The organism is Streptomyces sp. ATCC 21386 (assembly GCF_018728545.1).
Classification (GTDB): Bacteria; Actinomycetota; Actinomycetes; order Streptomycetales; family Streptomycetaceae; genus Streptomyces.
The window spans coordinates 713534-728325 of the sequence record NZ_JAAVVL010000001.1 but is presented as its reverse complement, the minus strand read 5'-3'; the positions used below and the strand labels follow the sequence as shown (position 1 = coordinate 728325).

Genomic DNA, 14792 nt, shown 5'->3' with positions numbered 1-14792 from the left:
ATCTTGGCGACCACGAGAAGGCACCCCCGTCCCCTCCCTCTCCCCCCGCCCCACCGTCGAAGGGTGCTCGGCCTCGGGCTCGGTGGAGTGGCGGGGCTGGGTGCCGTCGGCGCGCTCGGCACGCTCGGAGCAGGGACGGCCCACGCCTCGGGCGGTGCCGGTGCGGGGCTCTCCCGGCAGCTGGCGAAGCTGGAGCGGGAGTACTCCGCGCGGCTCGGGGTCTACGCCCATGACACGGCGACCGGGCGCTCGGTGGCGTACCGCGCGGACGAACGGTTCCCCCTCTGCTCGGTGTTCAAGACGCTCGCCGCCGGGGCGGTGTTACGGGACCTCGACCGTGACGGCGAGTACCTCGCCCGGCGGATCCACTACACGAAGGAGTACGTCGAGGCGGCGGGCTACAGCCCGATCACGGGCACGGCAGCGAACGTCGAGGCCGGTATGACGGTCGGGGAGCTGTGTTCCGCGACGGTCTCGCACAGCGACAACGGGGCGGGGAACCTGCTGCTGCGCGAGCTGGGCGGGCCGAGCGCGATCACCCGCTTCTGCCGCTCGCTGGGCGACCGGACGACCCGGCTCGACCGCTGGGAGCCGGAGTTGAACACGGCGGAACCGTGGCGGACGACGGACACCACCACGCCTCGGGCGATCGGCGGGACGTACGCGCGGCTCCTCCTCGGCCGGGCCCTGCCGGACGCGGACCGGGAACTGCTGACCGACTGGCTGATCGCCAACTCGACGAACGTCCAGCGGTTCCGGGCCGGCCTGCCCGCCGACTGGACGCTCGCGGACAAGACAGGCGGCGGGGCGGCGTACGGGGTCGCGAACGACGTCGGCGTCGTCTGGCCCCCCGGCCGCCCGCCCCTCGTCCTGTCCGTCCTGTCGACGAAACTCGACCCGGCGGGCCCCACGGACAACCCACTGGTGGCGAGGGCGGCGGGCCTGGTGGCGGGGGCACTCACGGCCTGACGGCACGGGGAACGGGCTGGAGGCGAGGAAGGCCCGGGGGTAGGGGCGAACCAGCGGTGATCCCCCCTCGCCCCGGCCCCGCTCCACCCGCCTGTCCGCACCCCGGTCGCCGCTGGCCTCCGGCCCCCTCCAGGCCGCAGCATGAGCGGCATGAGCAATGTGAACGACGTGAACGGCGACAGCGGCATGCGTGTCTCGCGGCGGGCCCGGGCCGTCGCTCCCTTCTATGCCATGGAGTTCGCCAAGCAGGCCGCCGCGCTGACCGCCCAGGGCCATGACGTCGTCAAACTCAGCCTCGGGGAACCGGACTTCGGCGCACCCCCGGCCGTCGTGGAGGCGATGCGGGAGGTCATGGACGGGCGGCCGATGACGTACACGGCGGCGCTCGGACTGCCCGCCCTGCGGGAGGCCATCGCCGGCTTCTACGGCGACCGGCACGGCGTCGAGGTCGACCCGGGCCGGGTCGTCGTCACGGCCGGCGCCTCGGCCGCGCTCGTGCTGGCCACCGCCGCGCTCGTCGACCCCGGTGACGAGGTGCTCATCGGCGACCCGTCCTACCCGTGCAACCGGCAGATCGTGGAGAGCTTCGGCGCCGACGTCACGCTGGTGCCCACCACCGCCGCGAGCCGGTTCCAGCTGGACACGGCGGCGGTGCGGGCGCACTGGACGGACCGTACGCGCGGGCTCATGGTCGCCACCCCGTCCAACCCGACCGGCACCTCCGTCCCGGCCGGCGAGCTCGCCGCGCTGTGCGAGCTGGCCCGTGAGCGGGACGCGTGGCGTCTGGTCGACGAGATCTACCTCGACCTCGGCGACCACGACGAGCGGGGCCGGCCGCCGCGCAGCGCGCTGTCGTACGACCCCGGAGCCGTCGTGATCAACAGCTTCTCGAAGTACTTCGGGATGACCGGCTGGCGGCTCGGCTGGTGCGTCGTCCCGGAGTCCCTCGTACCGGCCCTGGAGCGGCTGGCGCAGAACTACTTCCTCTGCGCCTCCGCCCCGGCCCAGCACGCGGCCCTCGCCTGTTTCACCCCCGAGTCGCTCACGGTGTGCGAGGCGCGCCGGGTGGAGTTCGGCGAGCGGCGCGCGCTGGTCCTGGACGGGCTGGCGCGGATCGGGCTGCCGGTCCCGGTGCCGCCCGACGGGGCGTTCTACGTGTACTTCGACGTCAGCGGGACCGGCCTGACCTCCTGGGAGTTCTGCGAGCGGGCCCTGCGGGAGGCGCACGTGGCCCTGACGCCCGGCCGGGACTTCGGCACGCACACCGCCGACACCCATGTCCGCCTCTCCTACGCGGCCTCGACGGACGAACTGCGGGAGGGGATCGCCCGGTTGGGGAAGTTCATGACGACGCTGCGCTGAGGCACGGCCCCTGGCACTGGGGTAGGCCGGTCGCGGGGTTAATCGGGGGCGGCCGGGGTCGGCATCCCGGTGGGGCCGACGCCATTGTCGACGGCGGTCGACTACCCGTCACCGTGGCTCTATATGATCGGCGTTCGCATGTACGGGGGCATGTGCGGGTGCAACGTCGGCGTGTTCGCCATGTGTTGCCGTGTTCGCTCCGCGTCGCGGCGTCGGCGCCGCCCGTTCCCCCGTGCGTCGCGCGTCCTTCCGATGACACCGACGACGAGGAGAGGGGCCATGTCCTATCCGACACCGCCCCAGCGGCCCGGCCCTGCCGCAGGCCATGGACAACCGCCCAACCCCTACGGGCAGCACGGGCAGCACGGACAACCGGCCCAACCGTACGGTCAACCGCCCCAGCAGGCGGCCTGGCCCCAGCAGGCCCCCGCGCAGGCACCCCAGCCGGGCCAGGCGCCGCAGTATCCAGGTCACACACCGCCCCACCCCGCCCCGGCCCCGGCCCCGGCCCCTCCCCCGGCCAAGGGCGGCGCGGCCCGTGGGTGTCTCGCCGGCGCCCTCGGGTTCTTCGGGCTGCTCGGTATGCTCGGCGGCGGCCTCCTGGTCGGGCACGCGTACTCGAACGCCGCCCAGGACATTCCCAACCGCGACGGCTACGGCCCGACCATGTGGCGCAACGAGCCGGCGGACCAGCTCTTCCCCGAGGCCCTGGCCCCCCGGGTGAGCGCGACGACCACGAAGCCGGACGGCTCGCGGGCCACCTGGCACCGGATCGGCATATCCGAGGAAACCGACTGCACGAAGGGCCTGAACAAGGTCACCTCGGCCGCCGTCGCGAAGCTCGACTGCGAGGCGGTGCTGCGCGCCACGTACGTGGACCCCACGGGGAACACCGTCGGCACGGTCGCGCTGATCGTGCTGCCGGCCGGGGAGTCCGCGAAGGCGGAGATGACCGCGTTCTTCGAGAAGGACGAGGACAAGCTCGACCCCGAGGTCGGGGTGAAGGCGTTCACCGTGCCCGGCACCATCGCGGCGAAGTGGAGCGACGCGCGCAGCAACGGCGGGGCGGGGGTCGCCGTTCCGGAATCGTCGTTGCCGTATGTCGTCGTGGCCTCCACCGGCGCGGTCGACGGCCGCGAGGCGGGCCGTCTGCCGGGCGAGTACGGCAGCCACAACTGGGACGCGGGCGACGACCGCGCCCCGTGGCGGGGCGCGGCGAAGGCCCTGTGCGAAGACGTCAGCTACCACCTCGGTGACCTGTTGCTGGAGACCTCATGAGCGGCACGACCCTACGGCGGACCGGAGTCCTCGCGTCCACGGCGGCGCTGCTGCTCGCCACGGCGACCACGGGCACGGCGAGCGCGGCCGAGGCGACCCCTCGGTCCTGGGAGTACCAGGCGCTGAAGCTGGGCGCGGCACAGCAGGTCGCCCAGGGCGAGGGCGTCACCGTCGCGGTCCTCGACACCGGCGTGGACGCCGACCATCCCGCGCTGAAGGGGAAGGTGACCACGGGCCCCGACTACCTCGGGGAGGGCTCCGACTCCGAGGAGGCGGACAACGAGGGCCGGCACGGCACGGCGATGGCCTCGGACGTCCTCAAGGTCGCCCCGAAGGCGAAGATCCTCTCCCTGCGGGTGACCGACGGGAGCGGCGAGCCGGGGTACACCAAGGGCGGCAACCCCATCGCACAGGGGATCGACTACGCGATCGAGCACGGCGCCGACGTGATCTCCATGTCGATCGGCGACCAGATGCTCGGCAACAGCTACGACGAGGACGAGACCGACGCCCTGGGCCGCGCGGCCCTGGCGGGCGTGCCGGTCCTCGCCTCGGCGGGCAACAACGGCGACCTCTTCAACGACGCCCAGTACCCGGCGGGTTACCCGGGTGTGATCGCGGTCGCCGCGCTCCAGCAGGACGGCACCCGGGCCGCGTTCTCCACCGTGCGGACGTACAACGCGGTCGCGGCACCCGGCGTGGACATCATGAGCGCGAGCAACGGCGGCGGCTACGCGACGATCGACGGCACCTCGCCCGCCACGGCGCTCGCCTCCGGTGTCGTCGCCCTGATGCTCTCCCGCAACGACAAGCTGACCCCGGCCCAGGTCAGGACGATCCTGACCACGACCGCCGGGCACGCCGCCCAGGGGCACAGCCCGCTGGACGGGTACGGCATCGTCGACGCGCCCGCCGCCGTCGAGGCCGCGGGGAAGCCGCCTGAGGACCGCACGGCGCCGGTGGCGTACAAGGGCGAGGAGCACCTCGGCACCCCGGACGGCACGTCGAAGACCAAGCACCCCGAGCTGGACTCGGAGCTGGTGACGATCGGGGGCGGCGCGGCGGCGGTCGGGCTGCTGCTGGTCGTGGTGGCGGTGTTCGTCGGCCGGGCGGGCCGACGGCGTACGACACCGGTGGCGGGCGGCGCCGGGGCGCGCTGAGGCGGCGTGCCCGCGCCGGCCCGTATCTTGGCGCCCATGCAGTCCTACACGATCGGGCAGGCCGCGCGGCTGCTCGGGGTCAGCCCCGACACCGCGCGGCGCTGGGCGGACGCGGGCCGGGTGGCAACGCGACGCGACGAGAGCGGGCGTCGGCTCATCGACGGGAAGGACCTCGCGGCCTTCTCCGTCCGCCTGGCCCGGGACGCGGCCGACGAGGCCGAGGTCCCGTACACGTCGGCGCGCAACGCCTTCTCCGGCATCGTCACCGCCGTGAAGCTCGGTGACGTGGCGGCCCAGGTCGAGATCCAGGCGGGTCCGCACCGCCTGGTCTCCCTGCTCACCCGGGAGGCCGTGGAGGAACTGGGCCTGGAGGTCGGCATGGAGGCCACGGCCCGGGTGAAGTCCACGAACGTCCACATCGACCGGACGTGAGCGCCGCCCACCGTCACGGAGGGGCGGCCATCACTCGGGAGGGCCGGGTTCATAGCGGGGGCAGACTGCCGGATCCCGCGGCCGGCATGGAATACGCGAACGGGACCGGTCACAAACGGATGTGGGCCCGTGCGGGCGCTCATCTGGCCAGGGACGCTCTCGGTGCCGCCAGGTCGAACCAGACCGCCTTGCCGTCGGGGTGGACGAGGTTGCCGCCGTCCGGGAGCGCGGCGGCGGTGCCCCAGTGCCCTTCGGTGAGGGCGTCCACGAGGTAGAGCCCGCGTCCGCCCTCCTCCCAGCCGCCCGGCGTCAACTCCCGCATGACCGGCGGACTCTCGTCCCCGTCGAAGACGATCACGCGCACACGCCAGGTCTCCACCGACACCCAGAGAACCGATCCTCCACCCTTGGCGTGCACACAGGCGTTCGTGACCAGCTCGGACGTGCACAGGGCGGCCGTGTCGACGAGGGTGTCGAGGCCGAGGGCGCGCAGGACGGTGGCGACGAAGTCGCGGGCGATGAGCGGGGAGGTGTCGAGGGACGGACAGAACAGGGTGTAGGTGGTCGCCGCGGGCGAGAGCCAGGGGGTGGCACTGGGGAACGGGGCGCGATGACTACGGGCGGTTTCGGTCACGGGTGATCAACTCCATTGCGACGAGAAGGGATTGCTCGCCTCCCTACCGCGTCTCTGGCTCCTCCTCGGGTGTCGACGGCCCGGGGTGCGCTGACGACTGGCGACACAAGTAAGTAACCCTGCGCCACAGATGAGTAATCTTTCGAGCACTCTCCGTGAGCGCAGGAATGACCGTAGTCGGCCCGTTCACGCCGCCGCAATGGGGTCGGTGGAAGTACTACGAAAGCGCGTCGCCCTAGGCCCGGGAGCCCCGGCCCGACCCTCACCCTGAGTGGTTCGCGAGCCGGCCGGAGGGGCGTGTGATGATGGGCGGGAGGGTGCCCGCAGGGGGCGGGCGGCGTTCCTCCGAGGGGCGCGAACACAACGGGTACGGGGACGGAACTGTCATGACCAGTCGGTTGCTCATGTCGTACAACGCCCAGGTCGAACGGTCAGCGATGACGGTGCGGGAGCCCGCGGGCGTGCTCGGCTCCACCCGGGCCACGCAGATCCTGGACCACGACGATCCGCTGGTCGCGGCGGTCGCGCGCCGGGTGCTGAGCGAGGCCACTCCGCGTGACGCGCTGCGGGCCGCGCACCGGATCATCGCCCGGGACGTACGGCCCGTGTACTCGGTGGAGGACCGCCGGCGGGTGTCGCGGACGCTGCGGTTGCGGCGCGGCTCGTGCAGTCAGCGGATGGCGGCGCTGGAGGCGGTCGCACGGGCGGTCCGGGTACGGACGCGGGTGCGCGGGCTGCTGGTGGACGGGACCTTCTGGTATCCGCGGTTCCCTCGGCTGAAGCCGTTCGTGCCGGAGCAGGTTCTGCTGGCCTGGCCGGAGTTCAGGATCAGCGGCGCCTGGGTCCCCATCGGCGAACTCTTCGGCTCTCCCGCCCCGGGCGGCGACAGCCCGGGCTTCGCCAACAAGGGCGGGGAGACCCTCTTCGACGCGGTGGCCCGTACGGGCGTCAACTGGGACGCCTGTGGCACCGAGGCCGGCACCGGATCCGGTCCCGCCTGCGACCTCTCCGCCCGGGTCGTCGCCGACCTCGGCCACTTCGACGACCGCGACGAACTCTTCACCCGCCACGGCCAGACCCTGTGCTGGACGGCCCGCACCCTCAGCGAGCCGGTGCTCGGCCGCTGGAGCGCGGGGGCGACCCGCCCGACGCCCTGACCCACCCACTCCGCCCGAGCCGCGCGCGCCCCGTCCACCTCGTCGACCTCGTCCACCTCATCGACCGTCGCACACCGGCACGTACCGTCAACCGCCCCGTCGCCCGGCGCCGCCGTCGGCCCCTCCGCCGTCGGCCCCTCCGCCGTCGGCGACCCCCCGTACCGTGAAGCCGGTCACCAGACCCCCGCCCTCGCGACGGAAGGCGAACGGGGCGCCCTCGTGTGCGGAGGAGACGGCTCGGACGATCGACAGGCCGAGGCCCGAACCGGGCAGGCTGCGGGCGTCCGGGGCCCGGTAGAAGCGGTCGAAGATGCGTTCGAGGTCGCAGTCGGGGACACCGGGGCCCCGGTCGAGGACCTCGACGCGGACCACGTCCAGGTCGTGGCCGGGTCCGCCCGGACCGGCGAGCCCGCCCAGGTCGCCGTGGTCCCCCCGCTCACCCGGTCCGCCCAGCTCGCCACGGTCCGCCGCCCCCCGGGCGACCACGACCTCGATCGCCCCCGAGCCGCCGCGGTCGAACTTGGCCGCGTTCTCCACCAGGTTGGAGATGGCCCTCTGCAGCGCCCCGGCCCTGCCCTCGACGGTCGTGTCCCCGGCCACCCGGACGACGATCTCGCGCCCGGTGCGCCGCCGCGCGGTCCCGGCGACGTCCTCCGCCAGGTCGGCCAACTGCACCCGCTGCACCGGCTCGGTGCTCGACTGCCCGGCCGCGAGGTCGACCAACTCGTTGACCAGGTCCGTCAGTTCCAGGGCTTCCTGGGAGAGGTCGTCGACGAGTTCCTCCCGCACCCGCGGCGGCAGCTCGTCGATGCGCCGGAGCAGGGAGATGTTGGTGCGCAGGGAGGTGAGGGGGGTGCGCAGTTCGTGTCCCGCGTCCTGGACCAGGCGCCGCTGGTCCTCCTCCGACTGCGCGAGCCGAACCAGCATGCGGTCGAAGGAGCGGCCCAGCCGCCCCACCTCGTCCCGGCCCGCGACCGGCACCTGGATGCCGAGGTGCCCGGTCCGGGCCACGTCCTCCGCCGCCCCCGCCAGCTGCACCAGCCGCCGGGTCTGCCGCCGCGCCAGCCACCACCCGAACAGCCCGGCCGAGACGACGACACCGGAGACGAACAGCAGGGTCCGCTGCTGCAACTCCCGGAGCAGGTCCTCCGTGTCGCTGAACTCCTGCGCGACCTGCACCGCGCCCCGCCCGCCGCCGAGGGCGACGGTCACCACCCGGTAGCGGTCGTTGCCGACCTCGACCTCGCCGTGCTCCACCGTCACCCCCGCCAGGTCCGCGTCGGCCGTACGACGGTCGGCGTCACGGACGGGCAGGCCGGGGGCGCCCTCGTCGAGGATCTCCCCGTGCGGGCCGAGCACCTGGACGTCCGTCCGCCCGGAGCGGATCAGGTCGTCGCGCGGACCGCCGCTGTCGCTCGGCGCGAAGTCCTCCGGCGTCAGCGGGTCCTGCTCCACCAGCTCCCGCAGATCCCGTACGACCTCGGCGAACACGGTCTGCTCGTCCACCCGCACCAGCCGCGCCGCCGCGCTGTAGCTGAGGATCCCGACGAGGACGGTGACGACACACGCCACCGCCACGAACGACACGGTGAACGTGGCCCGCAGCGAGGGGACCGGACGCAGCCGGGAGAGCAGCCGGGACAGCCGGACGCCACGGGGCGGCGACATCGCGCGCCGTCCTCAGTCTTCCCGCAGCGCGTACCCCACACCCCGCACGGTGTGGATCAGCGCCGGCGCCCCGGGCTCGTCGAGCTTGCGGCGCAGATAACCGACGTAGACGGCGAGGTTCTTGGAACCGGGACCGAAGTCGTAGCCCCAGATCCGGTCGTAGATGGTCGCGTGGTCGAGGACGATGCCGACGTTGCGGACCAGCAGTTCGAGCAGGTCGAACTCGGTCCGGGTCAGCTCCAGTTCCCGCGCCCCGCGCCACGCCCGCCGCGCCTGCACGTCCATGCGCAGCCCGGCGGCCGTGAGGAGCCCGCCGGAGTCCGGGGCCGCGGCAGGGGCCTGGCCCGCCGCCGTCGATGACGGGGCCGCAGCCGCGAACCCGTCCGAACCGCCCGTCCGCCGCAGCAGCGCCCGCAACCGCGCGAACACCTCTTCCACGTCGAACGGTTTGACGACGTAGTCGTCCGCCCCGGCGTCGAGGCCGGCGATCCGGTCGGCGGTCTCCACGAGCGCGGTGAGCATCAGGATCGGCGTCCTGTCCCCCTCCGCGCGCAGCACCCGGCAGACCTGGAGGCCGTCTATGCCGGGCATCATCACATCGAGCACGAGCACGTCGGGCCGGTTGCGGTGCGCCTGGGCGAGCGCCTCGACGCCGTCGGCGACCGCCGTGACCTCGTACCCCTCCAGGGTCAGCGCGCGTTCCAGGGCATGACGGATGGCGCGGTCGTCCTCGGCGAGCAGCACGTTCTGGGGCACCCCACCAGTCTGCCAAGGTCACGGGCCCCCACCACCTCGTCGCAGGCGCCGGACCGCCCTTCTTACCGGCCTCTCACCCCGCCCGCGCGTCCGGCTTACTCCCCGGGAGCAGCGTGTCCGTGTGACACCCCGCCGCACGGGAACCCGGGCAGAGCGAGCAGATGGAGTACAAAGGGTCCGAACCACTCAAACAAGCACCACCAACCACAACATCGGATAACAACACCATCTCTGCACAACTGCATCACCGCACCGCTCACTCCGTCGGGAAGGTAGGGCCTTGAGCCGCCGCATGAAGATCGTGTTCCTGCTGCACAACGCGTACGCCATCGGCGGCACCGTCCGTACGACGCTGAACGTGGCGTCGGCGCTCGCCGACCACCACGACGTGGAGATCGCCTCGATGGCCCGCCACTTGGAGGAGCCCCGCTTCACGGTCGATCCGCGGGTCACGCTCGTCCCCCTGGTGGACATCCGCCCCTACAGCCCCGACCTGCGCGATCCGGCCCAGGCACAGCCCGCGACGGACTTCCCGGCCGAGGACAAGCGGCACCGCCAGTACAGCCGCCTCACCGACCTCCGGGTCCGCGAGTACCTGGCGCGCTGCGACGCGGACGTCGTCATCGGCACCCGTCCCGGGATCAACGTCTACGTCTCCCGTTTCGCGCCCCGCCGCGCCCTGCGCATCGCCCAGGAACACCTGCGCCACGACGCCCACACCAAGCAGCTCCGCAAGGTCCTCGCCCGCCACTACCGCACCCTGGACGCGGTCGTCACGACCACGCGGGCGGACGCGGCGGTGTACCGCGCACGGATGAAACTGCCCGGCGTACGGGTGATGTCGGTGCCCAACATCGTCCCGGAGGCCCAGGTCGCCCCGTCGGACGTCACGGCCCCCGTCATCGCGGCCGCCGGCCGCCTCGCCCGCGGCAAACGCTTCGACCTGCTGCTGGAGGCGTTCGCGAGGGTCGCCGCGAAGGAACCGGACTGGCAGCTGCGCATCTACGGCGGCGGCAAGCAGCAGGAGCGGCTGGAGAGCCTCGTCCAGGAGCTCCACCTCACCGACCGGGCCCATCTGATGGGCCCGCACACCCCCATCGAGGAGGAGTTCGCGCGGGCCTCCATCGTGGTCAGCGCCTCCGACGCGGAGTCCTTCGGCATGACGCTCGTCGAGGCCATGCGCTGCGGGGTCCCGGTCGTCAGCACCGACTGCCCGCTGGGCCCCGCCGAGATCATCACCGACGGCGTCGACGGCCGCCTCGTCCCGGTCGACGACCCGCACGCCCTGGCCGAAGCCATCCTCGACCTCGCCGCGGACCCGTCCCTGCGCCGCGCCATGGGCCGAGCAGCGTTGGCGAGCGCCCACCGCTACGACCCGGCTCCCATCGTCACCAAGTACGAATACCTGTTCGCAGAGCTACGCGAAACGAAGCTCCGGCGCACCTGGGAACGGGAATCGACGAGGGCGAAGGGCTGGCTGCGCCGCCGGGTACTCGCGCCCCTCAGGGGCGCGGGGAACTGCGCGAGCAACCGCACACAACGCGCGGCCTGACTCTCACAGCACCCCCACGGCGCATCTCAGCCCCGAAGCGCCGCCAACTGCTCCTCGAAGGGAACAACAACGAACCCCTCGGTCTCGGCGGGGCCGGTCCCACGCTCGACCGGCGGAGCCCCCCGCCGGGAGAGCCCAGCCATCAACCCGGCCAGCTCGGACGCCGCCCGCTCGATCCGCCCGGCCAACCCCTGCGCGCCCCAGTCCTCGGACGCGGCGTACACCCCGGTCGGGACCACGACGGCCCGCAGATACGCGAACAACGGCCGCAACGCGTGCTCCAGCACCAGCGAATGCCGGGCCGACCCCCCGGTCGCGGCGATCAGCACCGGCTTCCCGGCCAGCGCGTCGCGATCCAGCACATCGAAGAAGGACTTGAACAGCCCGCTGTACGACGCCGAGAACACCGGCGTCACCACCACGAGCCCGTCCGCCCCCGCCACCGCGTCCGACGCGGCGGCGAGCTTCCGGCCCGGGAACCCGTTGGTGAAGTTGTGGGCGATCTCGACCGCGAGGTCCCGCAGTTCGACGACCTGGACCTCGACGGACGCGTCCTGCCCGACCACGGCGGCGGCGAGCCGGTCGCCCAACAGCCGCGTGGACGAGGGCACGCTCAGCCCCGCCGAGACGACGACGAGCTTCACGACACACTCTCCTTCTTCTCCGCGTCCTTGTTCTCCGCGTCCCGCCGGTCGGCGTCCCGCTTCCCCGCCGCGGCCAGCAGCGACCCGTGGGTCGGCGCGTCCGGCACGTCCGCCGGCCGCCCCTTCGCGAACTCCTCCCGCAGCACCGGCACGACCTCCTCGCCGAGCATGTCGAGCTGCTCCAGGACCGTCTTCAGGGGCAGCCCCGCGTGGTCGATCAGGAACAGCTGCCGCTGGTAGTCACCGGCGTACTCGCGGAACGCCAGCGTCTTCTCGATCACCTGCTGCGGCGAGCCGACGGTGAGCGGCGTCTGGTCGGCGAAGTCCTCCAGGGAGGGCCCGTTGCCGTAGACCGGCGCGACGTCGAAGTACGGCCGGAACTCCCGTACCGCGTCCTGCGAGTTCTTCCGCATGAAGATGTGTCCGCCGAGACCGACGATCGCCTGCTCGGGCGTGCCGTGCCCGTAGTGGGCGTACCGCTGCCGGTACAGCTCGACCATCCGCTTGGTGTGGTCGGCCGGCCAGAAGATGTTGTTGTGGAAGAAGCCGTCGCCGTAGTACGCGGCCTGCTCGGCGATCTCGGGCGAGCGGATGGAGCCGTGCCAGACGAACGGCGGTACGTCGTCCAGCGGGCGGGGCGTGGAGGTGAAGCCCTGGAGCGGCGTGCGGAACTTGCCCTCCCAGGTGACGACGTCCTCGCGCCACAGTCGGCGCAGCAGCGCGTAGTTCTCGACGGCGAGGTTGATGCCCTGCCGGATGTCCTGTCCGAACCACGGGTAGACCGGCCCGGTGTTCCCGCGCCCCATCATCAGGTCCACGCGCCCGTCGGCCAGGTGCTGGAGCATCGCGAAGTCCTCGGCGATCTTCACCGGGTCGTTGGTGGTGATGAGGGTCGTGGAGGTGGAGAGGATCAGGTTCTCGGTGCGCGCGGCGACATAGCCGAGCATCGTGGTCGGCGAGGACGGCACGAACGGCGGGTTGTGGTGCTCACCGGTGGCGAAGACGTCGAGGCCGACCTCCTCCGCCTTCAGCGCGATCTCGACCATCGCCTTGATGCGCTCGCGCTCGGTCGGCGTCCGGCCCGTGGTGGGGTCCGGCGTCACGTCACCGACGCTGAAGATCCCGAACTGCATCATCGCTGCCACCCTCTCCAGGTTGTTTACGATTCAACTATACCCGTGAACGAGGGCCCTCTCTCCTCTATTCCCGCGCTGTCGGTGGCGGTCCTGTCGCTACTTGGCGTGCATGACCGCGTAGATCATCACGAAGGCGACGAGGTGGATGCCGAAGAGGAAGTACGCGAGGTACCACCACACGTACCGCTCGTTCTTCTTCTCCTCGGCGAGCCGGCGCTTCTCGGGCGTCAGGTCGCCGTCGGGAGTCGGGGCACCCTCGATCGCCATCACAGCTCCCGGTGGACCTTGGTGTTGGAGGCCTGCGCGCGCGGGCGCAGGACGAGCAGGTCGACATTGACATGGCTGGGCCGGGTGACCGCCCAGGTGATCGTGTCGGCGACGTCGTCGGCGGTCAGGGGCTCGGCGACGCCCTCGTAGACGCGCGCCGCCTTCGCCTCGTCGCCGCCGAAGCGGGTCAGCGCGAACTCGTCCGTCTTGACCATGCCGGGCGCGATCTCGATCACCCGCACCGGCGTCCCCACGATCTCCAGCCGCAGCGTCTCCGCGAGGACGTGCGCGCCGTGCTTGGCGGCGACATAGCCCGCACCGCCCTCGTACGTCCCGTGCCCCGCCGTCGACGACACCACGACCACCGTGCCGTCACCGCTCGCGGTGAGCGCGGGCAGCAGGGCCTGGGTGACATGGAGGGTGCCGATGACGTTCGTCTCGTACATCGTGCGCCAGTCGGCCGGGTCACCGGTGGCCACCGGGTCGGCGCCGAGCGCGCCACCCGCGTTGTTGACCAGCACGCCGATCGTCTTGAACGCGGTCGCGAACTCGTCCACCGCCGCGCGGTCCGTGACGTCCAGGGCGTACGCCGTGGCCTGCCCGCCGCCCCGGTTGATCTCCTCGGCCAGCGCCTCGATGCGGTCCTTGCGCCGCGCGGTGAGCACGACCCGGTACCCGGCCGCCGCGAGCTGCCGGGCCGTGGCGGCGCCGATCCCGCTGCTCGCCCCGGTGACGACGGCGATGCGGGAGGCGGCGGACGGTACGGCGGTGGCCATGAGCTGCTCCTGGGCGGTGCGAATCGGACGTCGGTTCTGCCCGGCCAGGATAGGCGGGCGGTGGGACAATGAGAGAGGTGATCCCCGGTACAGGAGGTGGATCATGGGACAGGCGCGCGAGCTGATGGACCAGCTCACCGAGGCGCTCACCACACATCAGGACCCCAAGACCGTCGCGAACCTCTTCGCGGAGGACGCGGTCGCCCACACGCCCGACGGTGGAGAACTCCACGGCCGGGACGCCATCGCCGAGTACTGGCGGCAGATGACGGACGCCATGCCCGAGGCGAGGTACGAGTCGCTCTCCTCCTTCGAGGTCGGCGACACCGCCATCGACGAGGGCATCTTCAGCGGCACCAACACCGGCCCGCTGGCGTTCCCCGACGGCACGTCCGTCCCCGCCACCCACAGGAACGTCAGGATGCGCGGCGTGGACTTCGCCACCGTCCGGGACGGACAGATCACCAGCTACCGGCTCTACTTCGACCAGCTGGACTTCCTGAACCAGCTCGGCCTCCTGCCGGAGGAGCCGGCACAGCCGTCGTAGCCGGCAGCCGTCCCGGGGCGACAGCCGTCGCAGCCGGCGGCCGCCGTCACCCCCCGCGCGGCGCGTACATGATCACGGCCATGCCCGCGAGGCAGATCAGCGCGCCCGTCACGTCCCAGCGGTCGGGCCGGTAGCCGTCCGCGACCATCCCCCAGGCGATCGACCCGGCGACGAAGATCCCCCCGTACGCGGCGAGGATCCGCCCGAAGTGCGCGTCCGGCTGGAACGTCGCCACGAACCCGTACGCCCCCAGCGCCACGGCCCCGGCCCCGACCCACACCCACCCCCGGTGCTCCCGCACCCCTTGCCACACCAGCCAGGCCCCACCGATCTCGAACAACGCGGCAAGCACGAACAGCACGACGGACCGCACGATCACCATGCGGCCAGCGTCGCACGGCGCGTGCGCCGCGCCGCGCGGCGAAGGCGCTCAGCGGATCCGGACCACCGCCGC

Annotated in this window: 16 protein-coding genes; 8 read left to right on the top strand and 8 right to left on the bottom strand. The window is 72.5% G+C overall.

Annotated features, from left to right (window positions below):
* Positions 1 to 63 precede the first annotated feature (63 nt).
* From bla to GWK25_RS03140, 5 genes are all read left to right on the top strand, one after another.
* The gene (bla, locus tag GWK25_RS03160; protein WP_215448395.1) at positions 64 to 969 is read left to right on the top strand and encodes a class A beta-lactamase; all 906 of its coding nucleotides are present in this window, start codon (positions 64 to 66) and stop codon (positions 967 to 969) included.
* Between the two features lie 150 nt (positions 970 to 1119).
* Complete coding sequence (locus tag GWK25_RS03155; protein WP_251828688.1) at positions 1120 to 2331, top strand: pyridoxal phosphate-dependent aminotransferase; 1212 nt, start codon at positions 1120 to 1122, stop codon at positions 2329 to 2331.
* Positions 2332 to 2610: 279 nt separating this feature from the next.
* Entirely contained in the window at positions 2611 to 3609 is a 999-nt protein-coding gene (locus tag GWK25_RS03150; protein WP_251828687.1) for a hypothetical protein, read from the top strand.
* Complete coding sequence (locus GWK25_RS03145) at positions 3606 to 4769, top strand: S8 family serine peptidase (protein WP_215448394.1); 1164 nt, start codon at positions 3606 to 3608, stop codon at positions 4767 to 4769. The genes GWK25_RS03150 and GWK25_RS03145 overlap by 4 nt, the downstream gene beginning before the upstream one ends.
* Positions 4770 to 4805: 36 nt before the next feature.
* Entirely contained in the window at positions 4806 to 5201 is a 396-nt protein-coding gene (locus GWK25_RS03140; RefSeq protein WP_215448393.1) for a molybdopterin-binding protein, read from the top strand.
* Positions 5202 to 5340: 139 nt separating this feature from the next.
* Here GWK25_RS03140 and GWK25_RS03135 read toward each other — a convergent pair whose 3' ends face one another.
* Positions 5341 to 5835, bottom strand: a complete 495-nt coding sequence (locus tag GWK25_RS03135) for an ATP-binding protein (RefSeq protein WP_215448392.1) — start codon at positions 5833 to 5835, stop codon at positions 5341 to 5343.
* A 386-nt stretch (positions 5836 to 6221) separates the two neighbouring features.
* Between GWK25_RS03135 and GWK25_RS03130 the strand changes: the two genes are divergently transcribed.
* Positions 6222 to 6992: a transglutaminase domain-containing protein gene (locus tag GWK25_RS03130; RefSeq protein ID WP_215448391.1), complete on the top strand. Its 771-nt coding sequence runs from the start codon at positions 6222 to 6224 to the stop codon at positions 6990 to 6992.
* A gap of 87 nt (positions 6993 to 7079) precedes the next feature.
* On the opposite strand, the gene GWK25_RS03125 is transcribed toward GWK25_RS03130, so the two are convergent.
* Positions 7080 to 8660: a HAMP domain-containing sensor histidine kinase gene (locus GWK25_RS03125; protein WP_215448390.1), complete on the bottom strand. Its 1581-nt coding sequence runs from the start codon at positions 8658 to 8660 to the stop codon at positions 7080 to 7082.
* 12 nt (positions 8661 to 8672) lie between these two features.
* Positions 8673 to 9416, bottom strand: coding sequence for a response regulator transcription factor (locus GWK25_RS03120; RefSeq protein WP_215448389.1), 744 nt, complete (start codon positions 9414 to 9416; stop codon positions 8673 to 8675).
* A 292-nt stretch (positions 9417 to 9708) separates the two neighbouring features.
* Here GWK25_RS03120 and GWK25_RS03115 point away from each other — a divergent pair, with 292 nt between their 5' ends.
* Positions 9709 to 10968 (top strand): glycosyltransferase family 4 protein, encoded by a 1260-nt coding sequence (locus tag GWK25_RS03115; protein WP_215457166.1) that lies wholly within the window; start codon positions 9709 to 9711, stop codon positions 10966 to 10968.
* A 26-nt stretch (positions 10969 to 10994) separates the two neighbouring features.
* Here the strand turns inward: GWK25_RS03115 and GWK25_RS03110 are convergent, their stop codons facing one another.
* From GWK25_RS03110 to GWK25_RS03095, 4 genes are all read right to left on the bottom strand, one after another.
* The gene (locus GWK25_RS03110; RefSeq protein ID WP_215448388.1) at positions 10995 to 11612 is read right to left on the bottom strand and encodes an FMN reductase; all 618 of its coding nucleotides are present in this window, start codon (positions 11610 to 11612) and stop codon (positions 10995 to 10997) included.
* Positions 11609 to 12745 carry an LLM class flavin-dependent oxidoreductase gene (locus GWK25_RS03105; protein ID WP_215457165.1) on the bottom strand — a complete coding sequence of 379 codons (1137 nt, stop codon included), beginning with the start codon at positions 12743 to 12745 and terminating at the stop codon, positions 11609 to 11611. Before GWK25_RS03105 ends, GWK25_RS03110 begins: the two co-directional genes overlap by 4 nt.
* A 99-nt stretch (positions 12746 to 12844) precedes the next feature.
* On the bottom strand, positions 12845 to 13015 hold the full coding sequence (locus GWK25_RS03100; RefSeq protein ID WP_215448387.1) for a hypothetical protein: 171 nt from the start codon (positions 13013 to 13015) through the stop codon (positions 12845 to 12847).
* Entirely contained in the window at positions 13015 to 13791 is a 777-nt protein-coding gene (locus GWK25_RS03095) for an SDR family NAD(P)-dependent oxidoreductase (protein ID WP_215448386.1), read from the bottom strand. The genes GWK25_RS03100 and GWK25_RS03095 overlap by 1 nt, the downstream gene beginning before the upstream one ends.
* 103 nt (positions 13792 to 13894) lie before the next feature.
* Between GWK25_RS03095 and GWK25_RS03090 the strand changes: the two genes are divergently transcribed.
* The gene (locus GWK25_RS03090) at positions 13895 to 14338 is read left to right on the top strand and encodes an ester cyclase (protein WP_215448385.1); all 444 of its coding nucleotides are present in this window, start codon (positions 13895 to 13897) and stop codon (positions 14336 to 14338) included.
* 46 nt (positions 14339 to 14384) lie between these two features.
* On the opposite strand, the gene GWK25_RS03085 is transcribed toward GWK25_RS03090, so the two are convergent.
* Positions 14385 to 14720 (bottom strand): YnfA family protein, encoded by a 336-nt coding sequence (locus tag GWK25_RS03085; protein WP_215448384.1) that lies wholly within the window; start codon positions 14718 to 14720, stop codon positions 14385 to 14387.
* Positions 14721 to 14792: the final 72 nt, after the last annotated feature.